The organism is Micromonospora sp. M71_S20, from assembly GCF_003664255.1.
Classification (GTDB): domain Bacteria; phylum Actinomycetota; class Actinomycetes; order Mycobacteriales; family Micromonosporaceae; genus Micromonospora.
On record NZ_RCCV01000001.1, the window covers coordinates 2454592 to 2476385 of the forward strand.

20 protein-coding genes are annotated in these 21794 nt (G+C 75.0%); 12 read left to right on the top strand and 8 right to left on the bottom strand.

Features of this window, described 5'->3' with window-relative positions:
* The first annotated feature begins 64 nt into the window (after positions 1-64).
* The 3 genes from DER29_RS11155 (at position 65) to DER29_RS11165 (ending at position 4923) form a co-directional block, all read left to right on the top strand.
* On the top strand, positions 65-1906 hold the full coding sequence (locus DER29_RS11155; RefSeq protein ID WP_121397286.1) for a GTPase domain-containing protein: 1842 nt from the start codon (positions 65-67) through the stop codon (positions 1904-1906).
* On the top strand, positions 1903-3588 hold the full coding sequence (locus DER29_RS11160) for a GTPase (RefSeq protein ID WP_121397287.1): 1686 nt from the start codon (positions 1903-1905) through the stop codon (positions 3586-3588). Before DER29_RS11155 ends, DER29_RS11160 begins: the two co-directional genes overlap by 4 nt.
* A 114-nt stretch (positions 3589-3702) precedes the next feature.
* Positions 3703-4923: a hypothetical protein gene (locus DER29_RS11165; protein ID WP_121397288.1), complete on the top strand. Its 1221-nt coding sequence runs from the start codon at positions 3703-3705 to the stop codon at positions 4921-4923.
* Between the two features lie 175 nt (positions 4924-5098).
* Here DER29_RS11165 and DER29_RS11170 read toward each other — a convergent pair whose 3' ends face one another.
* Positions 5099-5650, bottom strand: coding sequence for a phosphatase PAP2 family protein (locus DER29_RS11170; protein ID WP_233599716.1), 552 nt, complete (start codon positions 5648-5650; stop codon positions 5099-5101).
* A gap of 192 nt (positions 5651-5842) precedes the next feature.
* Complete coding sequence (locus tag DER29_RS33855; RefSeq protein ID WP_148710004.1) at positions 5843-6652, bottom strand: hypothetical protein; 810 nt, start codon at positions 6650-6652, stop codon at positions 5843-5845.
* Positions 6653-7206: 554 nt separating this feature from the next.
* Between DER29_RS33855 and pdhA the strand changes: the two genes are divergently transcribed.
* From pdhA to DER29_RS36070, 5 genes are all read left to right on the top strand, one after another.
* Positions 7207-8382 (top strand): pyruvate dehydrogenase (acetyl-transferring) E1 component subunit alpha, encoded by a 1176-nt coding sequence (pdhA, locus tag DER29_RS11180; protein WP_121397291.1) that lies wholly within the window; start codon positions 7207-7209, stop codon positions 8380-8382.
* Positions 8382-9371, top strand: a complete 990-nt coding sequence (locus DER29_RS11185; protein ID WP_121397292.1) for an alpha-ketoacid dehydrogenase subunit beta — start codon at positions 8382-8384, stop codon at positions 9369-9371. The genes pdhA and DER29_RS11185 overlap by 1 nt, the downstream gene beginning before the upstream one ends.
* Before the next feature lie 5 nt (positions 9372-9376).
* On the top strand, positions 9377-10834 hold the full coding sequence (locus DER29_RS11190; protein WP_121397293.1) for a dihydrolipoamide acetyltransferase family protein: 1458 nt from the start codon (positions 9377-9379) through the stop codon (positions 10832-10834).
* 221 nt (positions 10835-11055) lie between these two features.
* Positions 11056-11193: a hypothetical protein gene (locus DER29_RS34490; RefSeq protein ID WP_165947779.1), complete on the top strand. Its 138-nt coding sequence runs from the start codon at positions 11056-11058 to the stop codon at positions 11191-11193.
* Positions 11194-11535: 342 nt separating this feature from the next.
* Complete coding sequence (locus DER29_RS36070) at positions 11536-14373, top strand: hypothetical protein (protein ID WP_121397294.1); 2838 nt, start codon at positions 11536-11538, stop codon at positions 14371-14373.
* A 162-nt stretch (positions 14374-14535) separates the two neighbouring features.
* Here DER29_RS36070 and DER29_RS11200 read toward each other — a convergent pair whose 3' ends face one another.
* The gene (locus DER29_RS11200) at positions 14536-14727 is read right to left on the bottom strand and encodes a DUF397 domain-containing protein (protein ID WP_121397295.1); all 192 of its coding nucleotides are present in this window, start codon (positions 14725-14727) and stop codon (positions 14536-14538) included.
* Positions 14718-15485, bottom strand: coding sequence for a DUF5753 domain-containing protein (locus DER29_RS11205; RefSeq protein ID WP_121397296.1), 768 nt, complete (start codon positions 15483-15485; stop codon positions 14718-14720). The genes DER29_RS11200 and DER29_RS11205 overlap by 10 nt, the downstream gene beginning before the upstream one ends.
* 372 nt (positions 15486-15857) lie before the next feature.
* On the opposite strand from DER29_RS11205, the gene DER29_RS11210 reads away from it, so the two are divergent.
* The 3 genes from DER29_RS11210 (at position 15858) to DER29_RS11220 (ending at position 18326) form a co-directional block, all read left to right on the top strand.
* Positions 15858-16169 (top strand): hypothetical protein, encoded by a 312-nt coding sequence (locus DER29_RS11210; protein ID WP_233599717.1) that lies wholly within the window; start codon positions 15858-15860, stop codon positions 16167-16169.
* Positions 16169-16414, top strand: coding sequence for a flavin reductase (locus DER29_RS11215; protein WP_121397298.1), 246 nt, complete (start codon positions 16169-16171; stop codon positions 16412-16414). Before DER29_RS11210 ends, DER29_RS11215 begins: the two co-directional genes overlap by 1 nt.
* A gap of 70 nt (positions 16415-16484) precedes the next feature.
* Positions 16485-18326: an NHL domain-containing thioredoxin family protein gene (locus DER29_RS11220; RefSeq protein WP_121397299.1), complete on the top strand. Its 1842-nt coding sequence runs from the start codon at positions 16485-16487 to the stop codon at positions 18324-18326.
* A gap of 58 nt (positions 18327-18384) precedes the next feature.
* On the opposite strand, the gene DER29_RS11225 is transcribed toward DER29_RS11220, so the two are convergent.
* Genes DER29_RS11225 through DER29_RS11235 form a run of 3 tightly spaced genes read right to left on the bottom strand, consistent with a single transcriptional unit; the run spans position 18385 to position 20613 of the window.
* Complete coding sequence (locus tag DER29_RS11225; protein ID WP_121397300.1) at positions 18385-19134, bottom strand: LamB/YcsF family protein; 750 nt, start codon at positions 19132-19134, stop codon at positions 18385-18387.
* A complete protein-coding gene (locus DER29_RS11230) occupies positions 19118-19975 on the bottom strand; it encodes a biotin-dependent carboxyltransferase family protein (protein ID WP_121397301.1) in 858 nt (285 codons plus the stop codon). Before DER29_RS11230 ends, DER29_RS11225 begins: the two co-directional genes overlap by 17 nt.
* Positions 19972-20613: an allophanate hydrolase subunit 1 gene (locus DER29_RS11235; protein WP_121397302.1), complete on the bottom strand. Its 642-nt coding sequence runs from the start codon at positions 20611-20613 to the stop codon at positions 19972-19974. Before DER29_RS11235 ends, DER29_RS11230 begins: the two co-directional genes overlap by 4 nt.
* Before the next feature lie 107 nt (positions 20614-20720).
* Here DER29_RS11235 and DER29_RS11240 point away from each other — a divergent pair, with 107 nt between their 5' ends.
* Positions 20721-21398, top strand: a complete 678-nt coding sequence (locus tag DER29_RS11240; RefSeq protein ID WP_121397303.1) for a hemolysin III family protein — start codon at positions 20721-20723, stop codon at positions 21396-21398.
* A 61-nt stretch (positions 21399-21459) separates the two neighbouring features.
* Here the strand turns inward: DER29_RS11240 and DER29_RS11245 are convergent, their stop codons facing one another.
* Positions 21460-21744 carry a DUF6458 family protein gene (locus tag DER29_RS11245; RefSeq protein WP_089002696.1) on the bottom strand — a complete coding sequence of 95 codons (285 nt, stop codon included), beginning with the start codon at positions 21742-21744 and terminating at the stop codon, positions 21460-21462.
* Positions 21745-21794: the final 50 nt, after the last annotated feature.

Consider the following 21794-nt stretch of genomic DNA (forward strand, 5'->3'; position numbering starts at 1 on the left):
GACGCAACCCCGACTTGATACTGACCGGTTGTCTTCCCTTGCGTCGGTCGGGCACGCTTTAGCGGTGACGACGCACGGCGATCCCGCCAACCCGGCCGGCACGCCCACCGTCGCAGCTCGCACCGGCCCCACGGACGCCGGGGAGGACCGGCCCGCCACCACCGGGGACGACAGCCTGCCCGCCGCACTGGCCGGCCTGCGCGCCGCGATCGGGGCGGCCCGGTTCCCGCTCGCGCTGCCCTCCGCCGAGCCCGCCCGGCGGGCCGGCGGGAGCCTCACCGACCAGCTCGACGACTACCTGCTGCCCCGGCTGCGCCGGCTCGACGCGCCGCTGCTCGTGGTGGTCGGCGGGTCCACCGGCGCGGGCAAGTCCACCCTGGTCAACAGCCTCGTGCAGGCGCGGGTGAGCGCCGCCGGGGTGCTCCGCCCGACCACGCGCTCCCCGGTGCTGGTCTGCAACCCGGCCGACTCGGGCTGGTTCCGCCAAGGCGAGCTGCTGCCCGGCCTCACCCGCACCACCGAGCCCAGCGAGGACCCGCGCACCCTGCAACTGGTCACCGCCCCGGCCCTGCCGGCCGGGCTGGCCTTCCTCGACGCCCCCGACATCGACTCGGTCGTCGACGCCAACCGGGCCCTGGCCGGGCAGCTCCTGGCCGCCGCCGACCTCTGGCTCTTCGTCACCACCGCCGCCCGCTACGCCGACGCCGTCCCCTGGGAGCTGCTGCGCAGCGCCCGCGCCCGGGGCGCGGTCATCGCCATGGTGCTGGACCGGGTGCCCCCGGAGGCGGCCGACGAGATCGCCGCCCACCTGTCGGAGATGCTCGCCGCGCAGGAGCTGGGGGCGGCCCCGCTCTTCGTGCTGCCGGAGACCTGGGTCGACGGGCAGGGCCTGCTGCCCGAGCGGGTCACCGCACCGCTCGCCGCCTGGTTCGCCCGGCTGGCCGCCGACGCCGACGCCCGCGCCGCCGTGGTCCGGCAGACCCTGGACGGCGCGCTCGCCGCGCTGCACCCGGCGGTCGAAGGGCTCGCCGACGCCGCCGAGGAGCAGATCACCGCCGCCGACGCGCTCGACGAGCGGGTGCTGGCCGCGTACCGGGGGGCGCACCGGACCGTCGGGCAGGGGCTGAAGGACGGCCGGCTGCTCCGCGGCGAGGTGCTGGCCCGCTGGCAGGAGTTCGTCGGCACCGGCGAGTTCTTCCGCACCATCGAGGCCCGCATCGGGCGGCTCCGGGACCGAGTGGTGGCCGCGGTCACCGGCCGGCCCGCGCCCGCGTCCGAGCTGCGGGAGGCGATCGAGTCCCAGCTGGTGACCCTGTTGCGGGGCGTCGCCGCCGAGGCGGCCGAGAACGCGTACACCGGGTGGAAGGCTCATCCCGCCGGGGCGGCGCTGCTCGAACCGGAGCTGGCCCACCCCTCCGCCGACCTGCCCGAGCGGGCCGAGCGGCTGGTGCGGGAGTGGCAGCGTGGCGTGCTGGAGCTGGTCCGTGCCGAGGGCGGCGACCGCCGCTTCGTGGCCCGGACGGCCGCGTACGCGGTGAACGCCACCGGGCTCGCCGTCATGATCGCGGTGTTCGCCTCGACGGCGTTCATCCCCACCGGGCTGGAGGTGGCCACCGGGGCCGGCACGACCGTCGCCGCGCAGACCGTGCTCCAGGCGATCTTCGGCGACCAGGCCGTGCGTACGCTGGCCGCCAAGGCCCGGGCCGACCTGCTGGACCGGGTGCGGGCCCTGCTCGACGACGAGGCCGGCCGCTACCTGGACCGCACCGCGCAGGCGCGGCCCGCCGCGCGCACCGCCGAAACCCTGCGCGGCGCCGCCAACCGGGTGGAGATCGCCCGCAACCGCAGCGGCCTCACCGGCGCGGCCGTCGCGGGCCTGCCCGGCACCGGGGACGGAGGGTCATGACCAACATCGTCGGGCGGATGCGCGAGGCGTTCCGCGGTGACCAGCGGGTGGACGCCGACGCGCTCATCGCCCGCCTCGACGCCGTACGCCGGTTCCTCACGGTCGTCGACGGCCACCTGCCGGACGCCCGGCTCGTGCCGGCACACACCCTGGTCGAGCGGGCCGGCACCCGGCTCGCGCTCTCCCGCGACCACACCGTGGTGGCCCTCGCCGGCGCGACCGGCAGCGGCAAGTCCAGCCTGTTCAACGCGCTGGCCCGGATGGAACTCTCCACGGTCGGGGTGCGCCGCCCCACCACCGGCGTCGCGCACGCCTGCGTCTGGGGGCCGCTCGACGGCGGCAACCGCCTGCTCGACTGGGTCGGCGTGCTGCCCCGGCACCGGTTCGTGCGGGAGAGCGTGCTGGACGGCGACGACGAGTCCGCCCTGCACGGGCTGATCCTGCTCGACCTGCCCGACTTCGACTCCGTGCAGCGGTCCCACCGGATGGAGGTGGACCGGCTGCTCGGCCTGGTCGACCTCGTGGTGTGGGTGGTCGACCCGCAGAAGTACGCCGACCGCGTCATCCACACCAGCTACCTGCGCGAGTTCCACCGGCACCGGGACGTCACCCTGGTCGTGCTCAACCAGGCCGACCGGCTGCCGCCGGCCGAGCTGCCCCGGGTGCTGGCCGACCTGCGCCGGCTGCTCGACAGCGACGGTCTGGACGGCGTACCGCTGCTGGCGACCACCGCCGTCGATCCGGCGGGCATGGCCGGGCTGCGGGAGGCGCTGGAACGCACGGTGGCCGAGCGGCAGGCCGCGCTGCGGCGGCTCCGGGGCGACGTGGACGCGGTGGTGGCCGGGCTCGAAGAGCTGGTCGGCGACGCCTCGCCGGCCGGTGGGCCGGACGACGCCGCCGTCACCGCGCTGCACCGGGCGCTCGCCGGCGCCGCCGGGGTGCCGGCGGTCGCCGAGGCGGTCGAGCAGGCGTACCGGCACCGGGGCGCCGCCACCACCGGCTGGCCGCTGGTCCGGGGCTGGCGGCGGCTGCGGCCGGACCCGCTGCGCCGGCTGCACCTGCCCGGCCCGGCCGCCGGTCGCGACGAACCGGCGGAGAGCCTCGTCGCCGCGACCTCGGTGCCCGACCCCACCGCCGCACAGCGCGCGGCGCTCGGCCTGGCGATCCGGTCGGTGGCCGACCGGGCCGGGGCGGACCTGCCCGCCGCCTGGCCGGCCGCGGTGACCGCCGCCGCCCGCTCCCACCTCGCCGACCTGCCCGACGCGCTGGACCGGGCGGTGGCCGGCACGGACCTCGGCATGGACCGGCGACCGCTCTGGTGGCGGTTCGTCGGCGGCCTCCAGTGGCTGGTGACCCTGGCCGCGCTGGCCGGGCTGGGCTGGCTGGCGCTCGGCTACGGGCTGCGCGCGCTGGGCCTGCCGGCGCTGGAGCACCCGATGGTCGGCGAGGTGCCGCTGCCCACCCTGCTGCTCCTCGGCGGCCTGCTCGCCGGGCTGCTGGTGGCCGCCCTGACCAGGCCGATCGTCCGCTGGGCGGCCCGCCGCGCCCGTCGCCGGGCCGAGCGGCGCCTCACGGACGCGGTGGCGGCGGTCGGCGAGGAGAACGTGCTCGCCCCGGTGCGGGCGGTGCTCGCCTCCTACGCCGAGGCCCGTACGGCCCTGGAGGAGGCCGCCGGCCGCTGAGCCGGAAATCCCGCCCCACGGTAACCGCAGGTCGGCGGCGTGGCGCCGCGACGCGGGCTTGACGCTCGGGTCGCTCGTACCGTCCCGGGGCGGGCGGCGGCGTAGGGTCGGTGGATGGGAACGCCTCAGACCCCGTACGACGCGGTGCTGCACGCCGCCCGCGACGTGGCCAAGCTGGACAACGCCCTCGACGCGGAGATGCTCGGCGCGGCCCTGCTCGGCAGCGTCTACTCAGTTGCGGAGACCGAACGCGACGCCGCCGTCCGGGACTTCGTGGCCGGCTTCCTGGCCGCCACCTCCCGCCGCCGCTCGGCCGCGGCGACCACCATCCGTTCCGTCTTCGCCGCGCTGGTGCCCGACGCCGAGGGCACCGACCGGGTCCGGCCGGGCGCCGCCACCCCCGCCTGGGCCGGCCAGCTCGGCCGCGTGCACCTGACCGGCTGCTGGTCCTACGGCGACGTGTACGGCGACCAGACCTCCTACCTGGCGACCTTCGCCTACGACGACCCGGCCGGCGGTTCGGCGCACGCCGTGGTGACGCTGCTCGACCACAACATCGGCATCACCAAGGACGTCTTCGTCGGCGGGCCGCCCGACCGCATCCTCGACCAGGTCCGACAGATGTGCGCCGGGGACGAGCTGACCTGGTTCCGCGACGAGGAGCCGGCCCGGATGCGCGCCGAGGTGACCCGCCACCTGGCGATCACCGACGGCCTGACCGAGCTGCCCGGGGAGGGTTCGCTCGCCACCGACCGCGCCCTGCTCGGGGCCCGGCTGGCGCTGCTGCCCCGGGCGGCCGGGGCGGCCCCCGCGCCCGCCGAGCCGCTCTCCGCCGCCGAGCGTACGGATCTGGTCCGCCGGTTCCTCGCCGCACCGGAGGCGGCCCGGTTCGGCCTGGACACCATCGACGGGGCGGAGCTGGCCTCGCTGCACTTCTGCCTCAGCCTGCTGCTGGACCACGCGGCCAGCTTCCCGGACGCCGACCCGATGCGGTGGAGCCCCACCGTGGCCGGGCTGTTCCTGCTGGACTGGGTGCACCGGCGCGCGGTGCTGGACATGGACGACGCCGCGATGCTGCCCCGGGTGCTGCGCGCCTGGGCCGGGTACGCCGCCCGCAAGCGCGGCCTGCCCGAGCAGGCGGCGGCGCAGATCGACACGGCCATCGAGGAGATGGTGCCGGAGTTCGCCCGCCTCTACAGCACTGGCGAGCGCCGCAGCCCCGCCACCGCCGCCGTAGCGCAGCTCATGGCCGACGGCGTCGACCCGGACGACCCGGCCGCCCTCGACGCGTGGATCGAAGCCAACCGCCACCGCCTCACGGACGACCCCGCCTGACCCACCCCCTCCCTCCCTCTCCCCGCCCCGTCGGCGCCGATCATGCAGTTGTGGTGGGCGGAAAGCGGCATTCCGTAGCTTTTGCGGGGCACCACAACTGCATGATCGGCGGCCTCGTCCGGGGCGTGCGTCATGAGATCCGGGCGAAAGGGAGGGAGGGGAGAGAGGGATCGGGTCAGCGGAGGGGGGCGAAGATGAGGGCGGCGACCAGGGCGCCCAGGGCGAGCCCCGCGACCACCTGGGGCACCGTGTGGTCGCGCAGGCGGACCCGGGACCAACCGACCAGCACGAGCAGTGGCGCTGTCGCCAGCAACCCGGCCCCGAACGTGAGCACCAGCACGACCACCGTCCCGGCGGCCACCGCCGAGTGGATCGACATCTTCCACCAGTGACTCACCGTCACGGCGACCACCAGGCCGACGAGCCCGGCGGCGGCCAGGGCCAGCACCGGTCGCGGCGCGCCGAGCACGGCGAGCAGGGCCAGCCCGGCGGCGACCGAGCAGAGCCCGAACAGCAGCGGGACCCGGCGCTGCTCGCGGACCCCCACGTGGTGGTCGGTCAGCCGGCCCCGACGCACCCCGCCGAGGATGTACGCGAACGGGATCCCGCTGACGAAGAGCGTGGCCAGCAGTCCCCAGGCCAGCCCGTGCGCGCCCTGGGCGCTGTGCCAGCCGACCGCCAGCGTCAGCGCCGAGACCAGCACCACGGGCGCCGTCAGCTCGGTCACGAAGCGGGCGAGCCGGAGGGTGCGGCCGGGTGGTGGTGCGGCGGCCGGACGGGTCTGGGGTTCCGCGTCCGAACCGCCCGTCCCGCTCAGCGCCCCGCCTCTGCGTCCGCCCCGGGCCGCCGCCCGGAACCGTTCATACCTCGGCGCTCCGACCGGGCCGGGGCCCCGCCGTGGATCACCTGCCGTCGACCGTCACCGTACCCGCGGCCGACCGTCCCGGTGCCCGGTCTCGCCGGGGCCGGTCGGACCGGAGTCGGTGGCGGTCGGGCCAGGGTCGACGCGGATCGGGCCGGGATCGCTGGCGGTCGGGCCGGGGGTGACGGTCGCGCTGGCGGTCGGGCCGTCCGGTGCCGGGGACGCGCTGGGCGCCGGGGTAGTCGTCGGCTCGGGCGGCGGTAGCGAGAGGCTGCTCGTCGGCTCCACCGACGTCGGCTTGCCGGTCGGCGTGGGTGCCGGGCTGGGGCTGGGGCTCGGGCTGGGGCTCGGCGAGGGCTTCGGCGACGGGCTCGGGGACGCCGAAGGCCTCGGGGCCGGGGGCGGCGGGACCGGTCGGCCGCCGGGCCGGGACGGGGGCTTCGGATGCGCCGCCGGGCCGTGCGGCGGCGCTGGGGCCGGCGCCGCGACGATCGGCGTACCCGGGAGGGGCGCGACGGTCCGCCAGTCGCCCGGGTCCGGCGCGGCGGGGGACGGGGTCGACGGAGCGACCGGCGGCTGGCCCGTCGCCGGCACCGGGATCACGACGGGGCCGACCGAGGGCGTCGGGAGGAACGGGGTGCTGCCGTCCGGCAGGGCCGTGCTGCCGACGGTGGCGGAGCCGGTGCTGATCGCGGCGAGGATCGGCATCGACGCGGTGCCGGCGAGCAGTGCCACGGTGAACAGGTAGCCCCGGGACGGCCCGCCCGAACCGGGAGCCCGGTGCGCGCCGACCAGCCGGCGGTAGCCGCCGGCGGCGCGGTGCCGGCCGAGGAAGGGAACGGTGGGATCTCGGCCTGGCTCGGACACCACACACCCCTTTTCGTCGACTGCGGCGGTGGACGGACCGGTACGGCGACCGGCCCGAGCGCCCGAGGCACCGCCCGGACGCGGGGAAGCGGCAAACCGCCCCGACGCGGACGATCCCGCGTCAATCAGCCTGGACCAGTGACGCTCGGTCAGCCAACCCTGCACAGCGTGTCGACACGCGTATCTGGCCGAACGGTGACGAACCACCGCCGGATCGGCCGCGCGTCGATGCAACGGACAACGGGCGCGGCGTGCGACGAAACGGGTCACCGCGAGTGCCCGGGACAGGCGCAATGTGGGCGCGCTCACGTGTGATGCGAATATGGACCACGACGGCAACGCAGCCACGACCTCCGCGCACCCTCGCGGCAGGCGCGGCTGGGCGCCGGCGCTCCCGAACCGGGTTCGGCCAGAATCCGGCTCACGCCGCGCGGCAACCCCCACCGGGGCTAGGCGCGGCCGCCAGGAACCCGTCCGGCACCAGCCGGGCAGGCGCACGAGTTGCGCGGCCGGGTGACCCCCCGGTGCCGACGCAGACAGACAGGGAGAGACGGATGGCAAAGGGCGACCCCGGGGTCTCCAGTCGCGGCCGACGGGCCGCACCCCGGTCCAAGAAGGGTGCGACCGGCGACCCGCAGCTGGTGCAGCTGCTCACCCCGGAGGGTGAGCGCATCGAGAGCGCGACCGGCCCGGACGGGACCGAGTACCGCGTCGACTTCACCGACGAGGAGTACCGCGGGCTCTACCGCGACCTCGTGCTGGTCCGCAAGCTCGACGCCGAGGCCACCGCGTTGCAGCGCCAGGGCGAGCTGGGCCTGTGGGCCAGCCTGCTGGGCCAGGAGGCCGCGCAGGTGGGCTCGGGACGCGCGCTGCGTACGCAGGACATGGCCTTCCCGACCTACCGGGAGCACGGCGTCCTCTACTGCCGGGGCATCGACCCGATCATGCCGCTCGGCCTGTTCCGGGGCGTCGACCAGGGCGGCTGGGACCCGAACGAGTTCAAGTTCAACATGTACACGATCGTGATCGGGGCGCAGACCCTGCACGCGACCGGGTACGCCATGGGCGTCCACATGGACGGCAAGACCGGGACCGAGGACGGCGAGGCGGTGATCGCCTACTTCGGCGACGGCGCCACCAGCCAGGGCGACGTCAACGAGTCGTTCGTCTGGGCCAGCGTCTTCAACGCCCCGCTGGTGTTCTTCTGCCAGAACAACCAGTACGCCATCTCCGAGCCGCTGGAGCGCCAGACCCGCGTGCCGCTCTACCAGCGGGCCGGCGGCTTCGGCTTCCCCGGTGTCCGGGTGGACGGCAACGACGTGCTCGCGTCGTACGCGGTGACCCGGCACGCGCTGGACAACGCCCGGCTCGGCCAAGGCCCCAGCCTGATCGAGGCCTACACCTACCGGATGGGTGCGCACACCACCTCCGACGACCCGACCCGTTACCGGATCGCCAGCGAGGTCGAGGCCTGGCAGGCGAAGGACCCGATCGCCCGGATGAAGGCGTTCCTGGAGAAGCAGCAGATCGCCGACGCGGACTTCTTCGCGGCCGTCGACGAGCAGGCCCGCACCGAGTCGGTGCACCTGCGCGAGCGGGTGCTCGCCATGCCCGACCCGGAGCCGGCGACGATGTTCGACCACGTCTACCCGCACGGGTCCCCCGAGCTCGACGAGCAGCGGGCGCAGTTCACCAGCTACATGGAGTCGTTCGAGGGGAGCGCCCACTGATGGCCACGGAGACGCTCAGCCTCGGCAAGGCCCTCAACACCGGTCTGCGCAGGGCCCTGGAGGACGACCCGAAGGTCGTCATCATGGGCGAGGACGTCGGCAAGCTCGGCGGCGTCTTCCGGATCACCGACGGCCTCCAGAAGGACTTCGGCGACCAGCGGGTGATCGACACGCCGCTCGCCGAGTCCGGCATCATCGGCACCGCGGTCGGCCTGGCCATCCGCGGCTTCCGCCCGGTCTGCGAGATCCAGTTCGACGGTTTCGTCTACCCCGCGTACGACCAGATCGTGTCGCAGGTGGCGAAGATGCACTACCGCTCGCAGGGCAAGGTCCGGATCCCGATGGTCATCCGGATCCCGTTCGGCGGCGGCATCGGCGCGGTCGAGCACCACTCGGAGTCGCCCGAGGCGTACTTCGCCCACACCGCCGGCCTGAAGGTGGTGTCCTGCGCCAACCCGCAGGACGCGTACACCATGATCCAGCAGGCCATCGCGTCGGACGACCCGATCGTGTTCCTGGAGCCGAAGCGGCGCTACTGGGAGAAGGGCCCGGTCGAGCTGGACGCCCCGCTGTCCGGGGCGTACCCGCTGCACTCGTCCCGGGTCGTCCGGACCGGCACGGACGCCACGGTGCTGGCGTACGGGCCGATGGTGCGGACCTGCCTGGACGCGGCGACCGCCGCCGCCGAGGACGGCCGGGAGCTGGAGGTCATCGACCTGCGCTCGCTCTCCCCGCTGGACCTGACCGCCGCGTACGAGTCGGTGAAGCGCACCGGCCGCTGCGTGGTCGTGCACGAGGCCCCGGGCAACCTGGGCCTCGGCTCGGAGATCGCGGCCCGGATCACCGAGGAGTGCTTCTACTCCCTGGAGTCCCCGGTGCTGCGGGTGACCGGCTTCGACACCCCCTACCCGGCCTCCCGGGTGGAGGAGGAGTACCTGCCCGACCTCGACCGGGTGCTCGACGCCGTCGACCGCACCTTCGGCTGGTGAGCGGCATGTCGCGGATCAAGGAGTTCAACCTGCCCGACCTGGGCGAGGGCCTGACCGAGGGTGAGATCCTCGCGTGGCTGGTCAAGGTCGGTGACGTCATCGAGCTGAACCAGCCGATCGTCGAGGTCGAGACGGCCAAGGCGGCCGTCGAGATCCCGGCGAAGTGGGCCGGCCAGGTGCAGGCGATCTTCCATCCGGAGGGGAGCACGGTCGAGGTCGGCACGCCGATCATCGCGATCGACACCGACCCGGGCGCCGGGCCGATCGAGGCGTCGACGACCGGCGCGCCGGCCGCCGCACTGCCGACCCCGTCGGCGGCGTCCCTGGCCGCGGTCGAGGTGGCGCCGGCCGAGGGCGCGGTCGAGCCGGGCCTGATCGGCGGTCCCGCCCCGGGTGGGCGTACCGCCGTGCTGGTCGGCTACGGCCCGCGGAACACGGCGGCCAAGCGCCGCCCGCGCAGGGGCGACACCCCGGTGCCGGCCCAGCCGGCGGCCCCGGTCGCGCCGGTCGCGCCGGTGGCGCCCGCCCCGGTGGCGCCCGCGCCGTCGAACGGTCACGGTCCGGCCGGTGGGCCGGTGCTGGCCAAGCCGCCGGTACGCAAGCTCGCCAAGGACCTCGGCGTCGACCTGTCCACGCTGACCGGGTCGGGCCCGCTGGGCTCGATCACCCGGGAGGACGTACAGCGGGCGGCGAGCGGGGCCACGGCGGCGGCCGAGCCGCTCGCGGTGTCGGCCCCGGCCACGGTGGCCGCGAGCTTCGGCGCGGACCGCGAGCAGCGCATCCCCGTCAAGGGGGTACGCAAGCTCACCGCCGAGAACATGTCCCGCTCGGCGTTCACCGCGCCGCACGTCACGGAGTTCCTCACCGTGGACGTGACCCGGGCGATGAAGGCCCTGGACCGGCTCCGCAACCGGCGGGAGTGGCGCGACGTGCGGGTCTCGCCGCTGCTGCTGGTGGCCAAGGCGGTGCTGCTGGCCGTCAAGCGCCACCCGATGGTCAACTCGACGTGGGCCGGCGACGAGATCGTCGTCAAGGACTACGTCAACCTGGGCATCGCGGCGGCCACCGAGCGCGGGCTGATCGTGCCGAACATCAAGGACGCCGGCCGGCTCTCGCTGCGCGAGCTGGCGGACGCGATGACCGACCTGGTGCAGACGGCCAAGGCCGGGAAGACCTCGCCGGCCGACATGTCCGGCGGCACGCTGACGATCACCAACGTCGGCGTGTTCGGGGTGGACACCGGTACGCCGATCCTGCCCCCGGGCGAGTCGGCGATCCTGGCCTTCGGCGCGGTCCGCGAGATGCCCTGGGTGCACAAGGGCAAGGTGCGGCCCCGTCAGGTCACCACGCTGGGCCTCTCCTTCGACCACCGGATCATCGACGGTGAACTCGGCTCGAAGTTCCTGCGCGACATCGGGGAGTTCCTGGCCGACCCGGAGGCGGCGCTGCTCGCCTGGACCTGACGGTCCTGACGCCAGCCGAACGGCCGGTGTGCGACGGGTTGACGCCCGGCACACCGGCCGTTTCCGTTGGGGAACGAAAACGTTGGTCACCGACCCTCCATACCTTCGATTGTTCGGCCCGTGTCCCAGCTCACCTAACAATCGATGGAAGTTGCGCCGGTCTTGGGGTTCAATGGAAGACATCAAGGGGCTGACAACCGAATAGCCAGGAGGAGAGACCCATGAGCATGATCGAGCGAATCCGCAACCGCCGCGACGCCAACCGCCGCGCCCGTGCCATCGAGCACGCGCTGCGCTCCGCCAACTCGCCCGCGGTCCGCGAAGAGATCCTCGCCATCGCCCAGCGTCACATGAGCTGACGCCCAGAACCTCTCTCACCTCCTCCAGATCGATGACCCGCCCGGTCCGCCCGGGCGGGTCATCGGCGTTTCGCAGCGGTTGACACCGGGATTCCACCTCGCCCCAGCGCCCGGTACGGTGGGCTTCGGTCGTCGCCCGCCGACCCGGAGCAGTCGAGTCGATAGAAGCCGCTCGACACCGTCCGGCCACGGGGAGTGACGACCGTGCTCCCCGGGCGCCCCCGGGCGGTCACCGGATACGGTGCGGGGAGCCGGCACGGCCGGTACACCGGCGACGCCGGCCACCCTGCCGAGAAGACCGATCGGCAGTGGCGGCCGACAGGTGATGGAGGAGGCGCACGCATGACGTCCGAGGGCACGCACCACCCCGGCCAGCAGCCGGACGAGGTGTCGCCGGGCGCCGGCGGACCGGCGCCGTACGGCGACCGCCCGGCACAGCAGGACAACGGATACGGCGCCGGCGCCCCGGATCTGGGCTGGGCGCCCCCGCCCCCGTCGGGGCGAGCGAACCCGCCCGCCTGGGGCGCGCAGGGTGAGCAGCAGCAGGCCCCCGCGTGGGCCACCCAGGCGCCGCAGCAGACCGACCCGGCCCAGCCCGGCCAGTGGGGACCGGCCGGCGCATCGCCGCAGCCGGCGTGGCCGGGCGCGCAGGAGCAGGGCGGCGGCCCGGCCTGGGCCGCCGCCGGCCCGCAGCAGCCCCAGCCGCCGCACGCCGCCCCGGAGCAGCCCGCCTGGGGATCGGCCGAGCAGGCGTCCCCCGCCTGGGCGCAGCCCGAGCCCGCCGCCCGCGGCGCCGCCCGGGTCCCGCAGCCCGCCCCGGCCCCCGCACCCGCACCCCAGCCCTGGCCCGCCCAGGACGACCCCAACCGCTCCGGCGGCTGGGTCGGCGGCCAGCAGCAGCAGGACGAGCAGGCCCGTCCCGGCGGCTGGGCTGACGGCGCCACCCCGGACGACCGGCCCCCGCAGGGCGACTGGGCCGCGCAGCAGGACGACCCGAACCGCTCCAGCGGCGGTCAGCAGCAGGACGACCCCAACCGCTCCGGCGGCTGGGCCGGCGGCCAGCAGCAGGGCGAGCAGCCCGCCTGGGGATCGGCCGAGCAGGCGTCCCCCGCCTGGGCGCAGCCCGAGCCCGCCGCCCGCGGCGCCGCCCGGGTCCCGCAGCCCGCCCCGGCCCCCGCTCCCGCTCCCGCACCCCAGCCCTGGCCCGCCCAGGACGACCCCAACCGCTCCGGCGGCTGGAACGCCGAGTCCCCTCAGGACCCCGCCAACGGCTGGCCCCCCGGGCAGCAGCCGGACGACCCCAACCGCTCCGGCGGCTGGGCCGGCACCGAGCAGCAGCAGGGCGAGCAGCCCGGCTGGGACGCCGGCGCGGAGCAGCCTCCGGGTGGCGCCTGGGCCGCCTCCCGCGACGACGCGCCCCGGGACGACCAGCCACAGGGCGACGAGTGGCCCGCCCGGGACGAGCGCTCCGCACGGGGTGCCGCGTCCGTGCCCCCGATGCCCGACGACCGGGACGCGAACGGCTGGGGTGCCGCACAGCCCACCTCCACCCCGCCCGGCCGGGCCTCCGTCCCGGTGCCCGGCGACGGCGGGCCGAAGCCGTGGGGTTCCGCTCCGGAGAGCCCGCCGCAGTGGGCCGGCAACGCTGCCGAGCGCCCGGCCGTACCGGATGTCGAGCCGTGGTCGGCGGACGAGGTGTGGGGCCGCGCGGAGGCGAGCGAGCCGGCCCCGGGCCGCACCGGCAACGGCTGGGAGCCGGAGCGGGCCGAGGAACCCCCGATCTACCAGCCCGCACCGGGGCCGGGCATCTCGCCGGCCAACGCCGTGCCGCTGCCGCCGCAGGAGCAGCGGGTGCCCGGCGCGAGCCTGGCTTCCGCCCCGCCGGCCGACTACGCGCCGCCGGCCCAGTTCGCCCCCGAGCAGCCCGGCCGGGACGGCGGCCTGCCGGCGTACGAGCAGGAGCAGCCGGGTTGGGCCCAGGCCGGCTCCCGGCACGACGAGCCGCAGTCGCCCGCCGGTCCGGTGGTCCCCGCACCGCGCACCTCGCCGGAGGTGGGCGGGCGGGCGGCCGTACCGTCGCCGGAGGGTGCCGAACCGGCCGCCGGCAGCGTCTCGGCGAGCGCCTCGGTGCCGCTGGCCAGCCGGGTGATGCCGCCGACCGACCAGGCCCTCCGCCCGGGTGGTGCGCCCGCGCCGCAGCCCCGGGTGTACGGCCGACCGGCCCGCCCTGAGCCGGCGGACGAGCCGGAGCAGGAGGACCCGCGCGGGCACCGACCGGACCACGCGCCGGCGCCCAGCTTCGACCAGGGCCCGGACCCGCGCTTCGGCCAGGGGCCGGATCCGCGCTTCGAGCAGGGGCCGGACCCGCGCTTCGGCCAGGGCCAGGACAACCGGTTCGACCAGGGCCCCGAGGGCCGGTTCGACCAGGGCCCGGACAACCGGTTCGACCAGGGCCCGGATGGCCGCTTCGACGACCGGGACCGGGCGCCGAGCGGGACCGCCGTCTTCGGCGCGGTCTCCCCGGTGGCGCCCGCCTCGCCGGCCGCGCCTCCGGCCTTCCCGCCGGGCGTGCCGTCCTTCGTCGACGCGCCGGGCAGCAACCGACCGGTGAACGGGGTCCGGCCGCACGACGGCGCGGACCGCCCCGCCGCCCCCTTCGGTACGCCGGCAGCCGGCGGCCCGGCACCCGGCTACGGTGCCGCCCCGACGGCCGAGCCCACGCCGGGTGGCGCGTTCCCGCCGGCGTTCCCCCCGCCCCCGCAGCAGCCCGGCCCCTGGGACCAGGGCGGTCCGGAGCAGGATCAGAACCGCTTCGACTCGTTCAAGCCGATCGCGGAGCCGAAGACCGAAGCCCCCACGCCCAAGATCCGCAACGGCCGCGTGCTCGCCGCGGTGCTCGTCGCGGCGGTGCTCATCCTGGCGGTGCCGCTGGGCCTGCTCATGCTGCTCGGCAAGGTCGGCGGCGACGACCCGGCCCCGGCGTTCGACCCGGCGGTCGGCAGCTGCGTCAAGAAGTCGGGCGAGACGGCGGCGGCGGCGGAGTGCGGCGAGGCGGGTGCCTTCACCGTGGTCTCCAAGGTGGACGCGAAGGACAAGTGCGCCGACCCGACCCAGCCGCACGTGGTGCTCCAGGGCGGCGGGGCGAACCGCGTGCTCTGCCTCAAGCCGGCAGGCCAGTAGCTACAACGACGACGGCGGGGCCACGGGAGACCGTGGCCCCGCTGCCGTTTTTCCGCCCGGCAGCGCGTGGAACGGATGCGAAGAACGACAGTGCCCGTGGTACGGCAACGGAAAGCGCCCGCCACCGGGATCGGGGACGGGCGCTCTCGGGAGTCTGGTCGGTCAGGACCGTTCGGCGACCTGGACGACGAAGGCCCGCCAGGCGGCCGGGGCGAAGACAAGGGCCGTGCCGGTCGGGTCCTTCGAGTCGCGGACCCCTACGACGCCGGGAAGGTTGTCGGCGACCTCGACGCAGTCGCCGCCGTTGCCACCGCTCTTCGTGCTCTTGCGCCACTGCGCGCCGGTCAGGTCCATGATGCTGCCGCTTCTCTGAGAAGTTCCAAGGAGCGCCCTCGGGGAAGAGCCTCACCCCGTATGCGTTCCCACCGGTGCTCCAGCGTAGCAATGTCGGATGTTTGGTCGACTATTTGTGCGCGCGCTTGGCTATCGACGTGCGCCACCCGCGTCCCGTCGCGAAGTTCGGCGAGTGTGAACGGTCCGTCGAGGCCTGGATAAGTCGCTGTCTCACGTGGCACGACGTGGAGTTGAACGTTCGGCATCTCGGCACACCGCACCAAATGGGCTAGCTGCTCGGCCATGAGTCTCCGGTCTCCTGCTGCGGGACGACGGATGATCCCCTCGTCCAGCACCGCGACGAACAGGGGTCCGCGTTCACGAGTCAGGATCGCCTGGCGGGCGACACGCGCCGAGACCAACTCGCCCACCTCGTCTTTGGCCAGCGGCTGGCCGGTGAACGTGGCCCGCGCATAAGCCTCGGTCTGAAGGAGGCCCGGCACCCAGGCGAGCTGGAACGCCCGGAGGGCTGCCGCCTCACGCTCGATGTCGACCCACGGTCGGAACCACACAGGTTCGCGGCGGTTCAGCGTGTCCGGCCAGAGTTCCGACACGTTCTTGCCGAGGATCTTCGCTACTTCCGCACGATGTCGGCTCTGCGGGATACGTCCCGGGTTTGCCCATCGAGCGACGGTCTTCGGATGAATCCCGAGGCGGCCTCCCAGGCTTTCGGCTGTCTCGCACGCCTCGGCGAGCGCCGCCACAAATGCATGGTTCATGCCGCGTCCCCTCTGGAGCGATCAGAACGTTCCCGAGAAATCATCTAACGCTGTGTGATTGTCCGGCAACCCTCGGCAGAGTGCTTCGTAGATGGCGTGAGCCGCTGGTGGCGATGGAAGCCCGCCGGTCACGCTGCGGGGCCGCCCCCGACGAGCAGCCGGGCGGCCCCTCTCACCAACCCGCGGACGAGGGAGAGCCATGCCCGAGGAGAGGCCGAAGCCGACACCCGCGCCGAAGAGCGATCCGCCGCCGGCCCGCCCGGTCGTGCCGGGGCCGATCGGTCCGTTCATCCCGCCGTACCGGGGCCCGGGCCGCGTGAGCAACGTCGTCCCCGCGTCGCGCTGGTCCGCCTGGTGCAACCGGGGTCCGCAGTGACCGCCCGGACGCCGCCACCCGTACGGATGCTGCGGGCCGGCGAGGTCCTCCACCTGACCCGGGCCGCGTCCCCGCAGTTCGTGACCCCGATGCGCGTCCGCGTGATCCGCGAACTCGTCGACCGCTTCCCGCCGCACGGCTGGCTCTGGTTCGAGGGTTACCAGCTCGACGCCAAGGGCCGCGCGGTGGCGAAGCGCGAGTTGTTCGTCCTGCGCGAGGGTCTTGAGTGGGTCGTCACCGCGCCGCCACCGGCCCGGCCTGCCCTCTCCCGCCGGCCACCGGCCCGCGCCCGCGTGGCGGTGGGCTGATGGTGCACGTCCGCGCCCACGTTCCCAGCCGGCCCACCTGGCGGTGCAGCGCCTGCGGGGTGGCGTGGCCCTGCTCGACGGCGAAGCTTCTCCTGCTCGCGAAGTACCGCGAGAACCGCGACGCGCTGCTGGTCCACCTCGCCGAGCTGTGCGAGGAGGCCGCCGCGCAACTCGCCGAGTTGGACCACGGCAGCCCGCCGGCGGACCTGACGGCGCGCTTCACCGGCTGGGCCCGCGCCCGCTAGCCCGGCTCGCCGCTGTCGTCCGGGTCACGGGTTCGACGTGGTGCGAGCCCGACATGGCAGGCTGGCGGACATGGGAACGACACCGCGCGTACGTGCCCCCGAGCTGCGGGGCCGGCAGTGGCTCAACACGGGTGGGCGAGAGCTGAAGCTGTCCGATCTGCGGGGCAAGATCGTGATCGCCGACTTCTGGACCTTCTGCTGCATCAACTGCCTGCACGTGCTCGACGAGCTGCGCCCGCTGGAGGAGAAGTACGGCGACGTGCTCGTCGTGATCGGCGTGCACTCGCCGAAGTTCGAGCACGAGAAGGACCCGGACGCGCTGGCCGCCGCCGTGGAGCGGTACGGCGTCCACCACCCGGTGCTCGACGACCCCGAGCTGGAGATGTGGCAGCAGTACGCCGCCCGCGCCTGGCCCACCCTGTCGGTGATCGACCCCGAGGGCTACGTGGTGGCGACGATGGCCGGCGAGGGTCACGCCGAAGGGCTCGCCCGCCTCATCGACGACCTGATCGCCACCCACGAGGCGAAGGGCACCCTGCACCGGGGCGACGGCCCGTACGTCCCGCCCGCCGAGCCGCAGACCACCCTGCGCTTCCCGGGCAAGGCGGTGCTGCTGGAGAACGGCAACGTGCTGGTGTCCGACTCGGCCCGGCACTCGCTGGCGGAGCTGGCCCCCGACGGCGAGACGCTGGTCCGGCGGATCGGCGCGGGCACCCGGGGCCGGGTCGACGGTCCGGCCGGGGCGGCCACCTTCTCCGAGCCGCAGGGGCTGTGCCTGCTGCCGGCGCACACCGCCGAGGTGGCCGGCTACGACCTCGTCGTCGCCGACACGGTCAACCACCTGCTGCGCGGCGTACGGCTGGCGGACGGCGAGGTGGTGACGGTCGCCGGCACCGGCCGGCAGTGGCGTTCCACGGTCGACGACCACTCGCACGACGCGCTCTCCGTCGACCTCTCCTCCCCCTGGGACCTGGCCTGGTACGACGACAAGGTCGTCGTCGCGATGGCCGGCATCCACCAGCTCTGGTGGTTCGACCCGGTGAAACGCACCGCCGGCATGTACGCGGGCACCACCGTCGAGGCCCTGCGCGACGGTCCGCTGGCCGAGGCGTGGATGGCGCAGCCGTCCGGCCTCTCCGTCTCCGCCGACGGCACCCGGCTCTGGGTGGCCGACAGCGAGACCAGCGCGATCCGGTACGTCGAGAACGACGTCATGGGCACCGCCGTCGGGCAGGGGCTCTTCGACTTCGGGCACGTCGACGGGCCTGCGTCGGAGGCCCTGCTCCAGCACCCGTTGGGGGTGTTGGCGCTGCCGGACGGCTCGGTGCTGGTGGCCGACACGTACAACGGGGCGGTCCGCCGCTTCGACCCGGCGAGCGACCGGGTCTCGACGGTCGCCGACGGGCTCGCCGAGCCGAGCGACCTGGTGCTCACCCCGTCCGGCGAGGTCCTGGTGGTGGAGTCCGCCGCGCACCGGCTGACCCGGCTGGCGCCCGGCGCACTCTCGGCGGCCGGCGCGAGCACCGTCGACGGTCCCCGGCACCGCACCGAACGCAAGCCCACCGACGTGGCGGCCGGCGAGGTGACCCTGGACGTGATCTTCACGCCCGCCCCGGGGCAGAAGCTCGACGAGACGTACGGCCCGTCGACGCGACTGGTGGTCTCGGCGTCGCCGCCGGGGCTGTTGCTGGAGGGGGCGGGGACCGGCACGGAGCTGTCCCGCCGGCTGGTGGTCGACGGCACGGTGGCCGGCGGGGTGCTCCAGGTGACCGCCCAGGCGGCGACCTGCGACGCCGACGTCGAGCACGCGGCCTGTCACCTGACCCGGCAGGACTGGGGCGTCCCGGTCCGGGTGGTCGACGGCGGCGCCGCCCGGCTTCCGCTGGTGCTGCGCGGCCTGGACGACGCCTGACGCCGGTCGCAGTCGGCGTCGGGAAGGGCCCCTCCCTCGCGGGAGGGGCCCTTTTCTCTCACGCGAACGGGGTGGGGGTGACGCCGGCGTCGATCAGGGCGGCCCGCACCAGTTCGGCGCAGCGGACCGCGCCGGGGGTGTCGCCGTGCAGGCAGATCGACTCGACCGGGCACGGGACGACGCTGCCGTCGACCGCGACCACGGTCCGCTCGGTGGCCATCCGCACGGCCCGGGCGGCCACCTCCTCCGGGTCGGTAACCAGCGCGCCGGGGGCGGTGCGCGGCACCAGCGAACCGTTGGGCAGGTAGCCCCGGTCGGCGAAGCCCTCGGCGACCACCCGCAGCCCGGCGCCGGCGGCGAGCTGCGCGAGGACCGAGCCGGGCGGGCAGAGCAGCGGCAGCTGGTCGTCGTAGTCGCCGACCGCCGCGACCAGCGCCGCCGCCTGGGCCTCGTCGCAGGCGGCGGCGTGGTAGAGCGCCCCGTGCGGCTTCAGGTAGCGGACCCGGGTGCGGAACAGCCGGCAGAACGCCTCCAGGGCCCCGAGCTGGTAGGTGACCTCGTCGCGCAGCTCCGCGAAGGCGTACGCGATGTGCCGCCGGCCGAAGCCGGCGAGGTCCCGGTAGCCGACCTGCGCGCCGACGGCCACCCCGCGCTCGGCGGCGCCCTCGCAGACCCGGCGCATGGTGGACGCGTCGCCGGCGTGGAAGCCGCAGGCGACGTTGGCGGAGGTGACGAGGTCCAGCAGCGCGGCGTCGTCGCCGAGTCGCCAGATGCCGAATCCCTCGCCGAGGTCAGCGTTGAGGTCCATGGAACCTGACCGTAGTCTCTGGCCGGGCCTGCGCGAGCGGGGTCACGTCGTCCACCACCCCGACGACGGGGTACCCGCCGGTGGTCGGATGGTCGGCGAGGAAGATCAACGGTTGGCCGTCCGCCGGCACCTGCACCGCGCCGAGCACGATGCCCTCGCTGGGCAGTTCCCCGGCCACCGCGCGGGGCAGCGCCGCGCCGGTGAGTCGCGCGCCGACCCGGTTGCTGACCGGGCTCACCGTGTACGCGCTGCCGAACAGATGGTCCAGCGCGGCCGAGGTGAACCAGTCGTCGCGGGGGCCGAGCCTCAGGGTCAGCCGCAGTTCGGTCGGGGTGGGCGCCGCGACGGTGACGTCCACCGGGGCGGGCGGTCCGGTCGGCGCGCCCAGGGGCAGCCGGTCGCCGTCGCGCAGTGGCGGCGGGCCGAGCCCGGAGAGGGTGTCGGTGGCGCGGCTGCCGAGCACGGGTTCGACGGCGAGCCCGCCGCCGACCGCGAGCCAGTTGCGCAGGCCGTCGCGGGGCGGGCCGATCCGCAGCACGGCGCCCGCCGGCACCGACAGCGGCCGACCCACGTCACCGGGGCGATCGCCGACCCGGACAGCGGCACCGGCACCGGTGACCGCGACCGCCGTCGCGCGGCGGAACCGCAGTTCGCAGCCGGTCATCGTGATCTCCAGGCCGGCGGCGGACTCCGGGTTGCCGACGAGCCGGTTGGCCAGCCGCAGCGCCGCCGGGTCGAGCGCCCCCGACCGGGGTACGCCCAGGTGTGCCCAGCCGACCCGTCCCAGGTCCTGCACGGTGGTCAGCGCGCCGGCGCGGAGCACCTCGACCGCCGGGGTCACGCGGACACCAGGCGTACCCGGGTGCCCGGGGTGAGCCGGGCCGGCGGGTCGGCGTGCACGTCGAAGAGGGCCATCGCGGTGCGCCCGACCAGCAGCCAGCCGCCGGGCGAGGCCGCCGGATAGATCCCGGCGTACGGGCCGGCCAGGGCGACCGAGCCGGCCGGCACCCGGGAGCGCGGGGTGGGGAGCCGGGGCACCGCGAGTTCGGCGGGCAGCCCGGTGAGGTAGGCGAACCCGGGGGCGAAGCCACAGAAGGCCACCCGGAACGGGGTACGCCGCAACCGGTCGACCACCGCCGGCACGTCCACGCCCCAGTGCTCGGCGACGAGTGGCAGGTCCTCCCCGTCGTACGTCACCGGAACCTCGACCAGGTCGGCGGCGGCTGCGGGCGTGCCCGCGCCCGCCGCCGACCTGCCGGGGGCGGTCGGTTCTGGCGGCCAGGCGGCGATCCGCGCGGCCGTCGTGGTCGGATCCGGTACGCCGTCGAGCAGGACGGTGGTGGCCGCCGGCACTATCTCGACGGCCGTCAGCTCGCCGCGTTCGCGCCGCCGCCACAGCTCGGCCCGCCACGCCTCCACCTGGTCGGCGTCGGCACAGTCGATCAGCAGGGCGTGTGCGCCGACGGGTCGGATCCGCATCCCGCCATACTCCCCGACCGGCGCACGGCACCAGGGTCGGTCGACCGCCGTCCCACGTGACCGGACGCACTACTTGAAAGTAACCTACGGTGTCGTAACCTAAGGGCGTGACCACCTCCGCACCGCTTCGACTGAAGCCGGTCGACATCGGTAAGCCCCGGATGCGCGGCTGGCTGCACACGTACGCGTTCTTCGTCGCCCTCCTCTGCGGCATCGTGCTCAGCGCGATCGCCGCCACCCGGCCCGGCTGGGCCCCGCTGGTCAGTTGCCTCATCTACAGCGTGACGGTGTGCGGGCTCTTCGGCACCAGCGCGCTCTACCACCGGCGGGTGTGGTCCGAGCGTGGCTACCAGATCATGCGCCGGATGGACCATTCGATGATCTTCGTGTTCATCGCCGGCACCTACACCCCGTTCTGCGTACTGCTGCTGGAACCCCGGCCGGCCACGATCATGCTGGCGCTGGTCTGGGGCGGCGCGCTCGCGGGCGTGGCGCTCAAGCTGGTCTGGCCGCACGCCCCGCGCTGGGTCTCCGCGCCGCTCTACCTGGCGCTCGGCTGGGTCTCGGTCGCGATGCTGCCCGACATCCTGCACCAGGGCGGCGTCACGGCGCTGGTGCTGCTCAGCGTGGGCGGCGCGATCTACAGCGTCGGCGCGGTCTGCTACGCGCTCCGCCGGCCCAACCCCTGGCCCACCGTCTTCGGCCACCACGAGTTCTTCCACGCCTGCACGCTCGTGGCCGCGCTCTGCCACCACATCGCCATCTACTTCGCTCTCTTCGCCTGACGGACACGCACCGGGGGCCCCGCCGCGCGGCAGAGCCCCCGGAAAGATCGTTTTTCTGACGTCAGACGGTACGGCGCGGCCGACGCACCTCGCGGTACTCCTCCACGACCCGGTCGTCCTGCACCGGCACGACCTGCTCGGCGACCACGCGCTCACCGCGCACCGGGGCGACCACGGCCCGGCGGCGCGAGTTCCAGAAGTGGAGGGTGAGCAGCAGGCCGGCCACGCCGGCCAGCATCAGCACCCAGCCGACCACGGCCAGGTTGAGCCAGCCGAGATCCGCCTCCACGGCGAACGCGAAGATCGCACCCAACGCGATCAGGAAGATACTGCCACCAAAGCCCATCTCGTCGCCTCCTCGGCTGTCACCTGGCGTTTCCTTCCGCCGCGGCCATC